This is a genomic window from Acinetobacter sp. YH12086, from assembly GCF_013419345.1.
Taxonomy (GTDB): Bacteria; Pseudomonadota; Gammaproteobacteria; order Pseudomonadales; family Moraxellaceae; genus Acinetobacter; species Acinetobacter amyesii.
Genome location: NZ_VPAF01000023.1, coordinates 1 through 16,314, shown reverse-complemented (window position 1 = coordinate 16,314; position 16,314 = coordinate 1). Strand labels below are relative to the sequence as shown.

General features: G+C 39.1%; 15 protein-coding genes. 7 read left to right on the top strand and 8 right to left on the bottom strand.

The window, feature by feature from the left end:
- Window positions 1-118 precede the first annotated feature (118 nt).
- The 4 genes from FTU29_RS16065 to FTU29_RS16050 all read right to left on the bottom strand — a co-directional run bounded on the left by FTU29_RS16065 (window position 119) and on the right by FTU29_RS16050 (window position 4,588).
- Window positions 119-427 (bottom strand): hypothetical protein, encoded by a 309-nt coding sequence (locus tag FTU29_RS16065; RefSeq protein WP_180122845.1) that lies wholly within the window; start codon window positions 425-427, stop codon window positions 119-121.
- A 218-nt stretch (window positions 428-645) separates the two neighbouring features.
- Window positions 646-1,620 (bottom strand): bile acid:sodium symporter family protein, encoded by a 975-nt coding sequence (locus FTU29_RS16060; RefSeq protein WP_180122843.1) that lies wholly within the window; start codon window positions 1,618-1,620, stop codon window positions 646-648.
- A 224-nt stretch (window positions 1,621-1,844) separates the two neighbouring features.
- Window positions 1,845-2,246, bottom strand: a complete 402-nt coding sequence (gene gloA, locus FTU29_RS16055) for a lactoylglutathione lyase (RefSeq protein WP_180122841.1) — start codon at window positions 2,244-2,246, stop codon at window positions 1,845-1,847.
- Window positions 2,247-2,443: 197 nt separating this feature from the next.
- The gene (locus tag FTU29_RS16050; RefSeq protein ID WP_180122839.1) at window positions 2,444-4,588 is read right to left on the bottom strand and encodes an MFS transporter; all 2,145 of its coding nucleotides are present in this window, start codon (window positions 4,586-4,588) and stop codon (window positions 2,444-2,446) included.
- A 184-nt stretch (window positions 4,589-4,772) separates the two neighbouring features.
- Between FTU29_RS16050 and FTU29_RS16045 the strand changes: the two genes are divergently transcribed.
- Window positions 4,773-7,442 carry an ATP-binding protein gene (locus FTU29_RS16045; RefSeq protein ID WP_180122837.1) on the top strand — a complete coding sequence of 890 codons (2,670 nt, stop codon included), beginning with the start codon at window positions 4,773-4,775 and terminating at the stop codon, window positions 7,440-7,442.
- Window positions 7,443-7,624: 182 nt separating this feature from the next.
- Here FTU29_RS16045 and grxD read toward each other — a convergent pair whose 3' ends face one another.
- Window positions 7,625-7,966: a Grx4 family monothiol glutaredoxin gene (gene grxD / locus FTU29_RS16040; protein ID WP_067762767.1), complete on the bottom strand. Its 342-nt coding sequence runs from the start codon at window positions 7,964-7,966 to the stop codon at window positions 7,625-7,627.
- A 200-nt stretch (window positions 7,967-8,166) separates the two neighbouring features.
- Here grxD and FTU29_RS16035 point away from each other — a divergent pair, with 200 nt between their 5' ends.
- Window positions 8,167-9,378 (top strand): aspartate aminotransferase family protein, encoded by a 1,212-nt coding sequence (locus FTU29_RS16035; protein ID WP_180084763.1) that lies wholly within the window; start codon window positions 8,167-8,169, stop codon window positions 9,376-9,378.
- A gap of 68 nt (window positions 9,379-9,446) precedes the next feature.
- Here the strand turns inward: FTU29_RS16035 and FTU29_RS16030 are convergent, their stop codons facing one another.
- From FTU29_RS16030 to surE, 3 genes are all read right to left on the bottom strand, one after another.
- Window positions 9,447-10,376, bottom strand: coding sequence for a LysR family transcriptional regulator (locus tag FTU29_RS16030; RefSeq protein WP_111884224.1), 930 nt, complete (start codon window positions 10,374-10,376; stop codon window positions 9,447-9,449).
- 92 nt (window positions 10,377-10,468) lie between these two features.
- Entirely contained in the window at window positions 10,469-11,299 is an 831-nt protein-coding gene (locus tag FTU29_RS16025) for a peptidoglycan DD-metalloendopeptidase family protein (RefSeq protein ID WP_078191836.1), read from the bottom strand.
- Between the two features lie 114 nt (window positions 11,300-11,413).
- Window positions 11,414-12,187, bottom strand: a complete 774-nt coding sequence (gene surE, locus FTU29_RS16020) for a 5'/3'-nucleotidase SurE (RefSeq protein WP_111884223.1) — start codon at window positions 12,185-12,187, stop codon at window positions 11,414-11,416.
- 116 nt (window positions 12,188-12,303) lie between these two features.
- On the opposite strand from surE, the gene FTU29_RS16015 reads away from it, so the two are divergent.
- The 5 genes from FTU29_RS16015 to FTU29_RS15995 all read left to right on the top strand — a co-directional run bounded on the left by FTU29_RS16015 (window position 12,304) and on the right by FTU29_RS15995 (window position 16,145).
- Entirely contained in the window at window positions 12,304-12,678 is a 375-nt protein-coding gene (locus tag FTU29_RS16015) for an MCR_0457 family protein (protein WP_078190174.1), read from the top strand.
- A 228-nt stretch (window positions 12,679-12,906) separates the two neighbouring features.
- Window positions 12,907-13,293, top strand: coding sequence for an MCR_0457 family protein (locus tag FTU29_RS16010; protein WP_111884221.1), 387 nt, complete (start codon window positions 12,907-12,909; stop codon window positions 13,291-13,293).
- A 118-nt stretch (window positions 13,294-13,411) separates the two neighbouring features.
- On the top strand, window positions 13,412-14,560 hold the full coding sequence (gene dacC, locus FTU29_RS16005; RefSeq protein ID WP_078191838.1) for a D-alanyl-D-alanine carboxypeptidase PBP5/6: 1,149 nt from the start codon (window positions 13,412-13,414) through the stop codon (window positions 14,558-14,560).
- Window positions 14,561-14,663: 103 nt separating this feature from the next.
- Entirely contained in the window at window positions 14,664-15,194 is a 531-nt protein-coding gene (locus FTU29_RS16000) for a gamma carbonic anhydrase family protein (RefSeq protein ID WP_180115068.1), read from the top strand.
- A gap of 318 nt (window positions 15,195-15,512) precedes the next feature.
- On the top strand, window positions 15,513-16,145 hold the full coding sequence (locus FTU29_RS15995) for a hypothetical protein (RefSeq protein ID WP_180122835.1): 633 nt from the start codon (window positions 15,513-15,515) through the stop codon (window positions 16,143-16,145).
- Window positions 16,146-16,314: the final 169 nt, after the last annotated feature.

Here is a 16,314-nt window from a genome sequence, read left to right as displayed (position 1 = left end):
AACAGACCATTCTTTTGGCCCACCGAGACGGATACCGCCAGAGCTAAGCACAACAAGTTGGGGCAAATTATAGCTGATTTTTTATTGTTAATAAATAGATATTCAAGGCTGAATCGCTCTACTCTTTAGGTTGAGCTTGCTCTAAATATTTTTGATATTGTAATTCGACTATACGCTGAAATTGGGCTTGATCAAAATGATTTAATCTTTCAATAAATGCAGGACAAAACGTCGCTGCATTTACTGGCTGTAATGATTTGCTCATGCCCTCTAACATGCCTTGAAGCTGCTGTTTAAATTGTGCATCGACTGGCTGATCAACATCTTTTGCTTTTAATGGCTCTACACCATTAAAACGGACAGCCTGAACCGCAGCAATTAATTTTAGCTTGGCAGCTTGATAAGCCTGATCTAATTCCGTATTCATCTGTGGTTGTCGATCACGACAAAAATCCAACATGGGCTGTAGGCTGATGAGCGGCATTTTTTCAATGACATCACGGTTACTATTTAGAGATAAATCCTATTGGGCATGAACGACTGTGTTCATACCCAAGAATAAAATGAAAAAGCCTTTTTTAATTTTCATGATTATTTTCTTTTCATCTATATAAGGTATTTTAAAAGGACGTATTCATCTCGTCCTTACTCTTGCCCACGGCTTTGTTTTGCCCAAAGGTTGGCAATCACACCACAGACCATCAACTGAATTTGGTGAAAGATCATAATTGGTAAAACTATCATCCCCATCGGCTGACCAATAAAGAGAATTTGTGCCATGGGCACACCACTCGCCAAGGTTTTTTTAGAGCCACAAAAGAAAATCGTCTTTTGATCAGCTCGACTAAAGCCCAACCAACGCGGTACGTATAGCGCCAATAACATAATAATCGTTAACAAGACAGAACACGCCACAATCAATAGGAATAAAGTCATACCACTCACTTGATGCCATAGGCCTGCCACCACCGCACTACTGAATGCACCATAGACCACCATCAAAATTGAGCCCTGATCAAATACCTTCACGATTTTTGGCATTTTCTTCATATAAGGAAACACCCAAGGACGGAGGAGCTGCCCTAAAATGAAGGGAATCAGTAATAACAGCGTAATTTGAATAATAGATGCAGTCGGATCGTAGTTATGTTGTGACTGGCCGAGAATAAAATAGGCCACCATCACTGGGGTAATAAACATCCCAATAATATTTGAAAATGATGCACTACAGACTGCGCCAGCAACATTACCCTGTGCTACCGAAGTAAATGCAATGGAAGACTGTACTGTCGAAGGTAAAAAGCACATAAACAAAAAGCCCCAATACAACTCTTGCCCTAACATCGGCACGAGGATTGGTTTCGCCATTAAACCCAGTAATGGAAATAATGCAAAGGTAAAAGCAAAAACTAAAGCATGTAACTTCCAATGCATTATGCCTTCAACCACAGCCTCACGAGATAACTTTGCCCCATGTAGAAAAAATAAAATGGCAATTGCAGCCGTGGTAATATAGCTAAAGATTTCTGCAGCTTGACCACTGACAGGCAAAAAAGTCGCAAGTATGACCATTATAAAAAGTAGAATGGTAAAACGATCCAAAGCCAACATTTTCAGCATAACAACATCCTGTACAAATTTCCCTCTAAAGCTCATCGGCAAAAAAAATGCCCAATAAGCTAAATTTACCATTGAGTAAATTTCATCTTACTGGGCCATATAAATAAAGCCAGCTTTTCTCCGATATATTCGTTATTTTAAACGTTGATAGTGAGCTCAACGCAAAAAAATTTATAAATAAGAATATTCAGCATTACATATGACTTTAAATGAATAATTGCAGATTAATTATTTCGTGCATTTGAGTCTTGTTGGATCAACTCAATTTTATAGCCATTTGGATCTTCAACAAAGGCAATGACGGTCACACCACCTTTCATTGGTCCTGCTTCACGTACCACGTTTCCGCCACGTGCTTTAATTTCTTCACAAGCCTTGTAGGCATCATCTACTGCAATAGCAATATGGCCATAAGCGTTACCCAATTCATAACTCTCCGTATCCCAGTTATGCGTTAACTCAAGTACAGTATGATTTTCTTCATCACCATAGCCCACAAATGCCAAAGTAAAACGACCTTCTTCATAATCACGCTTACGAAGCAAAGTCATACCGAGTACTTCAGTATAGAACGCCAATGAACGCTCTAAATTGCCTACACGTAACATGGTATGCAGCATGCGCATAATCGAGTTTCCTAAATCTATCATTATGTTTGAGTACTATAGGGATTTAACATGCAAAGTTCAATTTAAGTCTAGAACGCATATACCCGCTTATTTCAAATATCCTTGTCCAAAATCGTAGACCTGCTTAGGCTATTTAACAGCTTAGAATAAAAAAGCCCACTCAAACTGAATAGGCTTTTTCAAGTTAAATTGAATTATGAATTGGATTTTTGTTCATGTTCTCTCAATAGTTTGGCAACCCACACCACTAAAATTAAAATCGGAATACCAATTAAAGTCGTCATCAAGAAAAAGTTTGGATAACCGATATTGGTCACAATCGTACCAGAGTAACCGCCTAAAATTTTAGGGGTTAAGGTCATTAATGAACTAAAGATGGCATATTGAACAGCTGTGAAAGAAACACTGGTTAAGCTCGATAAAAATGCAATAAATGCCGCACCAGCAAGACCAGAAGCCAAATTATCAACAATAATCGCGAAATATAACCACAGCGAACTATAAGGCTTAATGACCTTACCTTTGATGTCCACATTCTGTTCAGCACTTGCTAAGTTAATCGGTTGAATATCAATACCAAGCACACCTGACATATTGGCTGATGTATTCACTTGATATGTTAAATCGACACTCTTTTTCACTACATCATTTTCTAGTAGTTGAGCCGTTAATGTTTTTTGCTTTGCTGTTTCGAGCGCTTGACCTGGAATTGCAGCACTAAAAACACCAGTTTTATCAAGCTTCGCGTCGAATGGTTTATCATCCAAAATAATTTGAATTTTTTGATTTTCTTTTAATTCGCCTGCCAAGTATTGTCCACGGACCACAATACTATTTGCAGTCTCTTGAGCTGAAATCGTGTTATCTGAAGTCACTGGCAGCAACATCATTGCTGCGTTTGAAATAGCATTATTCAAATACGGCAAACTCACATGTACTGGATGTTGATTCTTAGACTGATAATCCGCACTGACTTTAATATTTTGATCTGCAGCCAAGACTGCTTTTGGAATTTTAACTACCCAAGCACCCGTGTCATCCGGCGTCGCTGTATATTGCTGCCCTGCTACATTTACAGTGACATCGCTTAATAGCTGACCTGATTTGACCAGACCGATAAAAATCAAGTTTGTTGAACTTGCTAAAATCGCACCTACAAACATCAATTTCATAATGTTCATGCGCTGTGCAAGTAAACCACCAAGGAAGCCGCCAACCAAGCTAAAAATCACACCATAGACTTTTACAGCTTCAGCAATCTGCTCTTTGGTGAAGTTTAAATCTTGATAAAACACATTAGAAATGACGCCGGCGATAATATCGGAAATACGGTAAAAACCAATAAGTAACAACAGCACTAAAGCCAGTTTTAGACCATAACGCTTAAAAAAATCTGCAACTGGATTAACCCAAGTTTCAAATGCCATCTGCTTATTTACAGCACCTGATTTCACTAAAACAGAACCGACGCCAAAAGCAACCATAGCTGAACCAATAAAGCGTACAGCCTCTAAACAGAACAATGCAAATGAGTCTGAAATTTGCCACTGCTCTTTCAAGCTTTCAACCGCAACACCTGAATAGATATAACTCAAAACAAAAGCAACCACCGCAGCAAAAAATACAGCGACTAAGCGATAATAGTCGGTCCGTTTATAATGCTTTTGTACACGGTCAACCTGCGGCTCACGTATCGATAAAGTTGTGATAATACCGATAACCATTACAGCAGCCATTGCAAGGTAAGTATATTTCCAAGCTTCATAAATATAGTTACCTTTGGCCGTGCCTAAATATGCCGCCAAAAATAACGCCCCTGCACCTGCCACGATCATGCCGATACGATAACCTGCATTATAAGTCGAAGCTAAAACGGTCTGCATTTCAGTTTCTGCCAACTCAATACGATAAGCATCAATCACAATGTCTTGCGTTGCGGCAGAAAAACCTAGCAATACAGCGCCAGCGGCCATTTGGTAAATATAGCTTTGTCCTAAAGCAGGATCTGAAAATGCCATGATACAAATTGCACAGATAATGAGAACCTGAGCGATCAACAACCATGCACGGCGACGTCCGAGTTGTTTGGTTAAAAATGGCACAGGCAACTCATCTATTAATGGCGCCCAAACAAACTTAAACGAATAGCCAAGCGCTGCCCAACTAAAAAAAGTCACTGCACTTTTATCAATTCCTGCTTCACCTAACCAAAGCGATAAACTGGAAAAGATCAGTAAAATTGGGATACCGGCCGAAAAGCCAAGAAAAAGCATAATCAGCGCACGTCGGTCTAAAAATGCAGTAAAAGCAGATTTCCATCCTGAAGCTTGTGTTGTCATGACTCAGTTATTTTTGTCAAAATCGAATGTTGCTATTCAAGCGCTTAATGACAACGGTTTCAACAACATTTATGAAATCATTGTTTTATTTTATCGATATTTCGCATGCTGTTGCTTGATATTTGGCATTAAACCTGTATACCTTAATTACATATCTCTATTCTTTAGTTTTTTGGATTCAACAGTGACCCAGCGACTTGAACAAATTCACTCTTCTTTATCAACTACCATTAATGAACCCAACACAAAAAACTTAGCAGAAACAGTAACGACACTAAAGAGTGCTTTTGATCAACCCGAAATACAGAATACTTTAACTAAAACCCAGTTGCAGCCGCTTCAGCTGACGCATACGCCTGAACTCAAAAAAATACCAACGTCTACTAAGCGGATCAAACCACTCAATGACTTTTTAGGACAAGATCGTGCCCGTGCTTCGGTTGAAGCTGGCATTGCATTGCCCTATTCAGGCTATAACATTTTTGCTGTAGGTACCGCAGGCTTAGGTAAGCGCACCATGATTAAGCGCTTATTACAACAACACGCTAAAAATATGCCAACGCCTTCAGACTGGGTCTATGTCAATAATTTTAAGTTTCCGCGTGAACCGATTGCGCTAAAACTTCCTTCTGGTCAAGCGACAAAATTCCAAGCGTTATTACATCAAAGTTGGCAAACTATATTAAAACAGCTTGAACGTCGCTTCACCGCAGAAACCTATCACAATCGCATTGAAATGATTCGCCAACATGCTGGTGATGAACAACATCTTGCTTTAGTTGAATTAACCCGAGAAGGTGAAGAGCTCGATCTTAAACTGATTTCTCAGGATGATGATCATTGTTTCGTTCCGATGCATTTGGTCGATAACAAATACCAAGAAATGTCGAAAGAAGACATCAATGCTTTAAGCAGCAAACAACGTGCTGAAATTGCGTCAAACGTCCGTTATATGGATAAAAAACTTGAACGTCTTGGTCTACATCTTGGTGATCTTGAAGATGACGCACGCGATAAAGTTCAGGTTTTAAACCGTGAAATTGCTAAACAAGTCGTCATGCCGCGTATTGATGTAATTCAAAATAAATTCAGCATGGTTGAAGGCTTGGAAGATTATCTGAAGCAATATGCAGATGACATCATTCAAAATGTTGAGTTTGTGCTTGAGCAAGAAGAAGATGACTTTACACCTGGCCTATTTAACCGCGTGCCATCTCGTTACCAAGCTAACATCATCGCCACACACAAACCAAATGCTGGTGCGCCAGTTATTTTTGAAGATTTCCCAACCCATTACAATTTGCTAGGTCATGTCGAACAACTGACCCAAAATGGCACCATCACCACAGACTTTACGTTAATCCGTCCTGGTGCATTGCATAAGGCCAATGGTGGATTCCTCATCTTGGAAGCTGAACAACTTTTAGAGCAGCCTTATGCATGGCAAGGTCTAAAACGTGCATTAAAGTCAGGACATTTAAAGCTGTCTTCACTTGAACATATGCTTACATTGACAGGCAGTATTTCGATTGAGCCTGAAGCTATTGATTTAAATATCAAAGTGATCCTGCTTGCTGAACCTGATATTTATTACGATATTTTAGAACTTGAACCAGAACTGGGCAGTGTCTTTAAAATTCGTGCCGATTTTACCGATACATTACAACGTAATGACATTAATGAGCAGGCATATATGCAGCTAATTGCTGATTATGTGCAAACAGACAAACTTCTGCCGTTTGACCGTACAGCACTTGCTGCACTGTTAACTGATTCAAGTCGTCAAGCTGAAGATCAAAGCTCTTTGTCATTACATGCCCTTACCTTAGGTGATTTGATTCGTGAAGCACATCATCATGCAGCACTTGCTGGCGATAAAATGGTGACAGAAACACATATCAACACCGCTCTTGATCATCGTAAATACCGTCTAGGCTACTTACGTGAATTATATTGGCAAGATCTCACTCGCGGTACACAGTTAATCGAAACCAAAGGTCATCGATTCGGGCAGATTAACGCCCTCTCTGTGATTCAATATGCTGATGTTGAATTTGGTTTACCGTCACGTTTAACGGCTTCGGTTTATCAAGGTGGCGGCGATATTTTAGATATCGAGCGTAGTGTAGAACTCGGTGGTTCTTTACATGCCAAAGGCGTCCTGCTGATGTCGAGTTTCTTAAAGGCACACTTTGGTCGTGAACAAATTTTACATTTTTCTGCTGCCCTTGCCTTTGAGCAAAGCTATGGTCAAGTGGATGGCGACAGCGCAACTGTTGCAGAGCTTTCAGCACTCATTTCCGCTATTAGCCAATTACCGATCGATCAATCATGGGCAATCACTGGCTCAATGAACCAATTGGGTCAAGTTCAACCGATTGGTGGTGTAAATGCCAAGATTGAAGGCTTCTATGATGCATGTAAATTACAAGGGTTAACAGGCAAGCAAGGTGTGATTATTCCACGCCAAAATATGCAGCACTTAATGTTACGCAAAGATGTGATTGAAGCTGTGCAACAAGGTCAATTCCATATTCACGCCATAGATACCATTGACCAAGCTCTAGAAATTTTGATGGCGCGTCCAGTAGGCACTCTTGATAAAAAAGGTCGTTATAGCAAAGGCTCAATCTACGCTGCTGTCATGGAGCAACTTGAATACTGGCAAGCGATTGAAGATGGTGCTGAGTTTGAGGAAGAAGAGCCAAAGAAAAAGAAAAAAAAGAAGAAGTCAAAAAAGGACAAAGATAAAAAGGCAAAGAAGTCTGAAGCTCAAGACAGTACTGCTAAAAATGGGACTGCTGAAAACGAGCAACGTGTTGAAGAAAGTCCGACTGAAGACAATCCGTCATAAATCTTCGATGAGTTTATTCATTTGTTGATTTTTCCACCACCCTTTGTGCTTTAAATGCGTATTGGGATGGTGGAAAAACGCATAAACCACGACTTTTTTGATAAATAAGTCATAAAAAAAGCGCCTTAAAGGCGCTATTTTTATCTGTATCCAATGATTAAAATCATCAAATACACATCCAATTAAGCTTCCGGAGCTGGGCTATATTGTTCAACTAAAGGTTGTAATTCACCTTTTTGGAACATATCAAGCATAATGTCACTACCACCGATCAATTCACCATTGATCCATAATTGTGGGAAAGTCGGCCAGTTTGCAATTTGTGGAAGAGTTGCGCGAATATCTTGATTTTCAAGAATATTTACATAAGCAAATGGACGACCAATTTGACTGAGCGCTTCTACTGCACGCGCAGAGAAACCACACTGTGGAAACTGTGGAGTGCCTTTCATGTAAAGTAGAACTGCGTGTTTAGCAATTTGGTCACGAATTAACGCTTCTGTATCGCGTGCTTGTTCAGTCATTGATATATCCTCAATAAATCTGCTTCGCATTATACCCAAAACTGAGTAAAACAATATGACTAAAGCAATATTTCACGTTTTATTTACATTTCAGCTTTTCAAGTGAGTCATATTTTGCTTATATAGACCTCTTGATGCTCATATATATATATGGCGTCTCCTCTATATTATTTCAATCACCTGACAAATTAGAGTTAGTCATGAATAACATTACCCTTGCCCCAGTACAAACTGATCAACCATCGCACTTGATGCCAGTATTTGGCCGCCAACCGATCAGCTTTGTCCGAGGTCAAGGTGCTCACCTGTATACCGCAGATGGCACAGAATACTTAGACGCACTGACAGGGATCGCTGTTTGTGGTTTAGGTCACTCACATCCTGCAATTACAGCTGCAATTGCTGAACAGGCAGCGACCCTCATTCATACCAGTAACTTATTTGAAGTGCCTTGGCAAACGGCTGCTGCGCAAAAATTAGCTGAAGTTGCGGGTATGGAAGAAGTTTTCTTCTCAAATAGTGGTGCAGAATCAAATGAAGGTGCAATCAAAATTGCACGTAAATTTGGTCATATGCAAGGTGTTGCAAGCCCTAAAATTATTGTTGCTGATCATTCATTCCATGGTCGTACCATGGCAACGTTATCTGCGACAGGTAACAAAAAAGTTCAAGAAGGCTTTGGCCCATTGGTTGAAGGTTTTATTCGTGTACCTTTTGGTGATATCGAAGCAATTGAAGAAGCTGCAATTCACCACCCTGACATCGTAGCGATTTTGGTTGAGCCGATCCAAGGTGAAGGTGGTGTAAATACTGCACCTCAAGGTTTTAGCTATTTAGAAGATATTCGTCGTATCTGTAACCAACACAACTGGTTAATGATGCTTGATGAAGTGCAAACAGGTAATGGTCGTACAGGTAAATACTTTGCGTATCAACACACCAATATTGTTCCTGATGTGCTAACTACAGCTAAAGGTCTAGGTAATGGTTTCCCTATTGGCGCAGTCATGACTCAAGGTCGTGGTGTAGGCGTTTTAACAGCGGGTAACCACGGTTCAACTTATAGCGGTACAGCATTAGGTTCACGTGTGGTTTATACCGTGATTGATACCATTCAAAAGGAAAACCTTGTTGAAAATGCTGCAAATATGGGTGCGTATCTTGTTGAGCAATTCACAGAGCAACTTGCAGAGCAAAACGTGACTGTTCGTGGTTTTGGTTTAATGGTCGGCATTGAATTACCAAAAGCATGTGGCGAACTTGTGAATATTGCACGTGATGAGCATCACTTGATTATTAACGTAACAGCAGGCTCTGTGATTCGTTTATTACCTACGCTGAACATCAATAAAAAACAAGCGGATATCTTGATTGAACGCATTGTTAAAATGGTGAAAAACTTTCTAGCGTAATTTGTGCCGAAGGTAAAAAAAGCCGCTGATTGCGGCTTTTTTTATATCTTTTTAAACCTTTTTTGTTTTTATGAGGCTTCTTGGTATACACGTCCGCCTGGTAATTGACTGAAATACAATTTTAATGCATCTAGGCAACGATGAATCTTGGTAGGCTGTTGATCACGTTTAGACATCACCGCATATAGAGTGAATGATGGTAAGCGCCATTCTGGTAAAACTTCAACAAGAGAACCGTTTAATAAGTCTTTTTGCGTATCTAGATATAATATTCTTGCAATGCCATGTCCTTGTTGACACATTGCTTTTGCAGCAAATACATTATTTGTTGTAAATCGGGAGTGCACATCCAATGCAACCTGCTCTTTCGTCACTGCATTTTCAAATGCAAAATGCTGAAAGTTTCTAACCAAATTTATTTGAACCATATCATGATTTTGTAAATCTTCTGGTCGTGTAATTAAACTGGTTTGGTTGATATAGCTTGGTGCTGCAACGAGAACTTGTTCAACATGTGCCAATGGCACCACATGAAACTGTTGATCATCAATTTTTGAACTCATTCGTAACGCAATATCAATGCGGCCATCAATTAAATCGATATATTGATTATCTGCTTCTAGATGAACCGATAAACCACGATGTGCCGACATCCAATGTGACAATGCAGGAATCACATGATTCGCACAAAGTTCTGGTGTTGATGCAATACGTAATTCACCGACTAAGTCGTCACGAAGTTCATTGATACGAATTTTGCCGCGCTCTGCGGCAGATAGCATCTCTTGGCAACTATGAAAAAAAGCTTGTCCAGCTTCTGTCAAACTTAACTTACGTGTTGAACGATGTAAAAGAATGACTTCCATATCCTGCTCTAGTGAGCGGATTTGCTGACTCACGGCACTCGTGGTAATACCTAACTCACGAGCAGCACCGCTAAACGAATTTTTTTCCACAACGCAAGCAAAGACACCCATTGCTCGAAGTTGATCTAACATAAATTTCCCTCATAAACTTATGAGAAGCTTCATCTTTCGATAAAAGCAACTCATTGTATTATACGGGGATATTTTGCTTTTGCATTATATATTTAATTATTTGGTAAAACTGAAGTTGGATTGATTGGTTTACCATCTAAACGCACTTGGAACTCAAGCATCGTGCGGTTGGTACCCGATGAACCCATCTCACCAATTTGCTGCCCTGCTTTGACAGTATCGCCACTTTTGACATTCATTTTACTGTTATGTGCATATGCAGTGATATAGCCATTAATATGCTTCACCAAAATTAAATTGCCGTACTCTTTAAGACCATCGGCGGCATAGACCACTTGACCATCAGCTGCTGCAAAAATAGGATCACCTGTATTACCTGCGTAACGTGTTCCTTTCACATTCGATGCTAAGTTATAGCCTTGTAATACCGTAGGACGCGATACTGGACTCACCCAACGTAAACTTGAAGAACTGACCACTGGCGTTGGAACTGTAGTTCGCGTCACTGTCGATGGAGTGGTTGAAGCTTGAGTCACGGGCGCTGTTTGCGTTGGCATTGCAATCGTTTGGCGTTGAATTGGTGCCGCTTGAGTCATGGCTTGTGTAGACGTCGTACGACGAGAGCCACTATTTTTAAGGCGAATGGATTGTCCAACATAGATGCGATAAGGCTGGGCAATATCGTTCATTTCTGCGATGCTGACATAGCTCAAGCCATAGCGAGCTGCAATGCCACTTAAAGTATCTCCCGAACGAACTGTATAATAATCCGGAGCAGTCGCATAACGGGTCGCATTATTAATTTGTGGTTTTGACGCACAGCCAGTCATGACCAAAGTTGTAACCACAGCAGCAGATAAAACAAGGGTCTTAAATAATGCTGCAGGAGCGGTAATAACGCGATATTGTGACACCAGGGACATCATCTTCCTCACTAATAATTCAAATATAGTCATTATGAATGGGCTAAGATTAGCAAAAATCCACTCTAAAAAAGTTGCGGCATAACCATTTTCACAAAGTTATAACACTAATACTTAAATTTTAGATAACTCTGCGTGTAAGTTATTCAAAATCTCATAGTTTGTAGCATCCATTTGTATAGGCGTTACACTGACATAACCATTTGCCACGGCAAAAAAATCTGACTCGATATCGGTTAAGCCTTTCTTAGGCTCTGCCACTGCCTCGCCTGCCAATCCAATCCAATAGACTTGACGACCACGCGGGTCTACATGACTGGTAATCGGTTTGGACTGTAAACGTCTTCCTTGATAGGTAACTTTGGTGCCTTGAAGTTCAGCAACATCTGGAATATTAATATTAAAAATATGTCGTGCAGGTAGCGCAGGTAAGCCATTGGCAATAAAATCATGCACCCATTGCGCAGCGACTGCATAATCTTCTGGGTTATTATAACTACGCACATTTGGCCCAGCCAAAGAGACGGCTAGCGCAGGTTGTTTCATTAAACGGCCTTCAAATGCCGCACCCACTGTCCCTGAATACAGCACATCATCACCCAGATTTGCGCCACTATTGATTCCACTCACCACCAGATCAAATTCGAAGTCGAACAAGCCATTCATTGATAAATACACACAGTCCGCAGGTGTACCATTTACCGCCCACATATTCGGTGCAATTTCGACAGGTCGTAATGGTCGATCTAAAGTTAAAGCACTTGAAAAACCGCTGCGTTCGCTTTCAGGCGCCACGATCACCACACGACCGAGAGGACGCAATGCATGTGCTAAAGCTTGGATACCGGGAGCAAAAACGCCATCATCATTGGCAATTAAAATATTCACAACTAAATTTCCATTACTAAAAAATTAAAAATGACTCGCAAGAACATTTTATTGAAATATATGAATAATTATATATATTTACACTTCAACATCCAGCATAAATGTGTGTGTACAAAATGAATAAAACCGTAGCACTTCGTGGTTTATTGGGCTTTGCTCTAGCAGCTTGCATGACTCAAACTGTGGTCGCAGACAATGACTTCACTCAAGAAGAAGCCAATACCATCGTAAAAGAAGATATTGCATCTGCACAAGTCATGTTAGAAGTATGCCCTGCGATTATTGGTCAAAATGCAAAATTTGATGCCAACATTCAAGCACTCACTAAAACATATCTTGCTGATTATTCTGATAAATCAATGACATTAGAAAAATTACAGTCTGACAGCGAATATAAATCAGTTCTTGAAGAAGCGCGTCAAGCTGCTAAAGAAACTGATAAAGCTGAGCAAAAATCAGTTTGTGATGACGTTTTAAGTTATGAAGGTTAATTGATCATTCAGCTTTGGACGTCCTCTCAATAGGTTAGTCCTTATTGCATCAAACCTGCAAAAAAAAGGATGACGCTTTATAGCCTCATCCTTTTTTCTTTCACAATGTATTGATTTTTAAACAGCTTCAATACAATTTTCTACTGATCTCTACCAGAAATACGATTAAGCTAGGCAAATAAATTTTAGCTATTTGATATCTTTTAGTTTATTTAACAGGTTATTTAAATGAAAAACTCCTTTGTAAAATCTCTTTGTGCCCTTAGCCTTTCTGCTTTTGCTTTCACTACCATGTCTGCACATGCCGCAGATGAAAAAATTGAAGTTACCCCTACACCTCAAGTGACCAGTCAAGAACTTGCAGCTATCTATGTACTATCTGAAGTCTGCCCAAAATTGGTGAATGACAAAGATCAACCAAAGTTTGAAGCGGGTTATGCAAAATTAGCCAAAGAATATATGCCGAATGAAAAGAACCCAGTAAATGCTTTACAGCAACTCAGCAAACAAAAAAGTTTTAAAGACGCTTTAAAAGAAGCGCAGTCTGATGCGAAGAAAGCTGGCGATAAGAAAAATGGTGCGATTTGCAAAGAATTGACTGCTTACAGCAAATAATACCAATTGGTTACAATACTTTTAAAATAAGCGCTTGCACCCCATAGCAGTCCGCCTAGCTTTGTCCTAAAATGCTAGGCTCTTTGTGCTTATACCTAAGTTATTGGAACCACCCAGAATGACCCGAAAAACCGCCCTTGCCGCATTACTACTTGCACCTAGTTTTTCATTCGCGGCAACTGTCCTTTCTGCACCACCTGAATTAAATAATAAATCTTATGTGCTGATGGACTATGAGACAGGGCAAATCCTTGCTTCTAAAAATGAAAACGAAAAATTAGCTCCTGCTTCAATGACAAAAATGATGACCAGTTACATCATTGAGCAAAAGTTATTAAGCGGTGAACTAACTGAAAATGAAAAAGTACGTATGAATGAGTCGGCTTGGTGTCGCGGCAGCAGCACTGAGTCATGTATGTACGTTCCGCTCAACGGTACTGCAACTGCATTAGAAATGTTACGTGGCATTATCATTCAGTCGGGTAACGACGCTTCTAAAGCTATGGCAGAACATATTGCTGGCAATGAAGGCACCTTTGCCCACATGATGAACCAAGAAGCGAAACGTATTGGCATGGTGAATACTCAATTCATCAATGCGACAGGTATGCCAGCTGAAGGACATTTCTCGACTGCCAAAGATATGGCGACTCTTGCGCAACATATCATTCATGACAGTTCAAAATACTATCCGATCTACTCTGAAAAAGAATTTACGTTCAATGGCATTAAGCAAGGCAACCGTAATGCCCTGCTTTATACTGACCCAAGTGTAGATGGTTTAAAAACTGGTCATACTGAAGAAGCTGGCTACTGCTTAACGACTTCAGCTAAACGTGGTCCTTTACGTTTAATTTCAGTGATCTTTGGTGCGCCAAGCATGAACGAACGTGCATCTCAAACACGTGAAATTTTAGCTTGGGGTTATGCAAACTTTGAAACTGTAAAAGTTCAACCTGCTAAACAAGTGCTTGCAAAAGCAAAAGTTTGGTACGGTAAAGACAATGAAGTTCAAGTAGGTCTAGCTGAAAACTTTAACGTGACGATGCCTAAAGGCGAAGCGAACGCTATTAAAACTCAATTGGTTGTTCAACCAAAATTAACTGCTCCTTTAAAACAAGGTCAAGTGGTTGGTAAATACGTTGCAACGCTTAATGGCAAAGTCATTGCTGAAAAACCACTTGTTGCTCTACAAAATGTAGAAGAAGCTGGTTTCTTTGCAAAAATGATTGATCACATCAAGCAATTCTTTAGTAACTTATTCTAAGTTTGATGAAAACTCGATATTAAGACTAAAGTGAAAGCATCTAGATTTCGGTCTAGGTGCTTTTTTATTTTATACTGCCTAAAAACCTGTAGATGACTTTCCTATGAGCCAAAACATTCGCCCTTATTTAGACACTGTTCCACGTATTGCTGACTCTTGCTATATCGATGAAATGTCCGTGGTGATTGGCGATGTTGTATTGGCTGAAAATGTCTCTGTTTGGCCATTTGCGGTGATTCGTGGTGATGTAAACCATATTCGTATTGGTAAAAACTCTAATGTGCAAGATCACTCAATGTTGCATGTGAGTCATAAAAAAGCCGATAAACCTGAGGGTTCTCCACTGATTATTGGTGAAGATGTGACAATTGGTCATCATGTGAAATTACACGGTTGTACCATTGGTAATCGTGTTTTGGTGGGTATAGGTACGATTATTTTGGATGATGTAGTTGTTGAAGATGATGTGATGATAGGCGCGGGTTCACTTGTTCCACCTAATAAGGTTCTAGAAAGTGGTTATTTATATGTTGGTAGTCCCGTTAAGAAAGTTCGACCTTTAACAGATAAAGAAAAAACGTTCTTGCCTTATTCAGCGCAGAATTATGTGAAGGTGTCGGGGAATTATAAATAAAATAGATTTTGCATAAGATTTTTATGTAAAAAAATGAAAACTCAGGTAGGTCTAGCATTACTTGCTATTGTAGCAACTAATGAAAATATTTAGAGAAATGCAAGTGTTCTAAATTTATTAGAAAAAAACTTAAAAATAGAAAATGAAGTCTGTAATAAAAAAATTGTAAAAAGTCAGTTTAATCAAGAAAATTTCATCTTTAATTAAAGTTGAAATGCAAATGGGATATGAAGCCAAATTAGATGGCGGAATAATTTATCCAAATCCAAGATTTACAACACATACATTCACATTAACTTCGGCTGCTAGACGTATTTCATGAAAAAATATCTAATTTTAACTATTCTTTTTAGTACAGTTTTCACTATAACTGGATGCTCTAATGCACAAGAGATTCCAAAGAAAAATGAAGTTGTAGAAGAACAAAAAATATCCCTATCAGATGATATTATCATCCAAAAATACAGAACATTAATGAATGATATAGACATTCATAACCCTAAATCTAAAGAAAAATTAAAAAATATTTTATTAGATGTAAAAAAAATCCAAGCTCAAAATGAGCGAGAAAAAATAGAAATGAATATTTATCTCTCTTTAGAAATGTATCAAGAGGCTTATGAATTAAATAAGAAACAACTCAATGAGAGACCAACTCAAGCTAAATTATTTAAGCACTGTGAACTAATGCAAATTTTGAAGTATCCGCAAAATGACCTGCGATCTTGTCAGAGTAAAGTAGCAGAAGGTATAAGGAATGAATTAAAGACTATCCCCAAAGATGATCCAGTTTATCCGTATGCTAAATGGGGATATTTATTAGCTATGTATAAATCAGGACATGGTGAGTATAAAGAACAAATGGAAAAATTCATTAACTCGACTACAGATGAAACAATGAAGTTCCAATTTCAGGGTTCTTATGAAATGGCAATTGAAAGTAACAATTGAAATAGTGCATGTATTAATTATTTTTTAATATTAATCATATCCATATTAAGCCTCTTTCATAAATCAAAAAACGAACAGTCTCTTGCTGATTATTTGTACCGAAGAATTTTAAATATTCATGCATAATCTGCGGATGAAATATATCGATTCAAAGAAGCTTTCTGAAACA

Excerpts from the sequence above, each read along its gene's own strand:
- FTU29_RS16065 (WP_180122845.1), bottom strand. The coding sequence starts at position 427 with ATGAATACGGAATTAGATCAGGCTTATCAAGCTGCCAAGCTAAAATTA.
- FTU29_RS16010 (WP_111884221.1), top strand. The coding sequence starts at position 12,907 with ATGAAAAACTCCTTTGTAAAATCTCTTTGTGCCCTTAGCCTTTCTGCT.
- FTU29_RS16015 (WP_078190174.1), top strand. The coding sequence starts at position 12,304 with ATGAATAAAACCGTAGCACTTCGTGGTTTATTGGGCTTTGCTCTAGCA.
- FTU29_RS16060 (WP_180122843.1), bottom strand. The coding sequence starts at position 1,620 with ATGCTGAAAATGTTGGCTTTGGATCGTTTTACCATTCTACTTTTTATA.
- gloA (WP_180122841.1), bottom strand. The coding sequence starts at position 2,246 with ATGCGCATGCTGCATACCATGTTACGTGTAGGCAATTTAGAGCGTTCA.
- FTU29_RS16025 (WP_078191836.1), bottom strand. The coding sequence starts at position 11,299 with ATGTCCCTGGTGTCACAATATCGCGTTATTACCGCTCCTGCAGCATTA.
- FTU29_RS15995 (WP_180122835.1), top strand. The coding sequence starts at position 15,513 with ATGAAAAAATATCTAATTTTAACTATTCTTTTTAGTACAGTTTTCACT.
- FTU29_RS16030 (WP_111884224.1), bottom strand. The coding sequence starts at position 10,376 with ATGTTAGATCAACTTCGAGCAATGGGTGTCTTTGCTTGCGTTGTGGAA.
- dacC (WP_078191838.1), top strand. The coding sequence starts at position 13,412 with ATGACCCGAAAAACCGCCCTTGCCGCATTACTACTTGCACCTAGTTTT.
- grxD (WP_067762767.1), bottom strand. The coding sequence starts at position 7,966 with ATGACTGAACAAGCACGCGATACAGAAGCGTTAATTCGTGACCAAATT.
- FTU29_RS16050 (WP_180122839.1), bottom strand. The coding sequence starts at position 4,588 with ATGACAACACAAGCTTCAGGATGGAAATCTGCTTTTACTGCATTTTTA.
- FTU29_RS16000 (WP_180115068.1), top strand. The coding sequence starts at position 14,664 with ATGAGCCAAAACATTCGCCCTTATTTAGACACTGTTCCACGTATTGCT.
- FTU29_RS16035 (WP_180084763.1), top strand. The coding sequence starts at position 8,167 with ATGAATAACATTACCCTTGCCCCAGTACAAACTGATCAACCATCGCAC.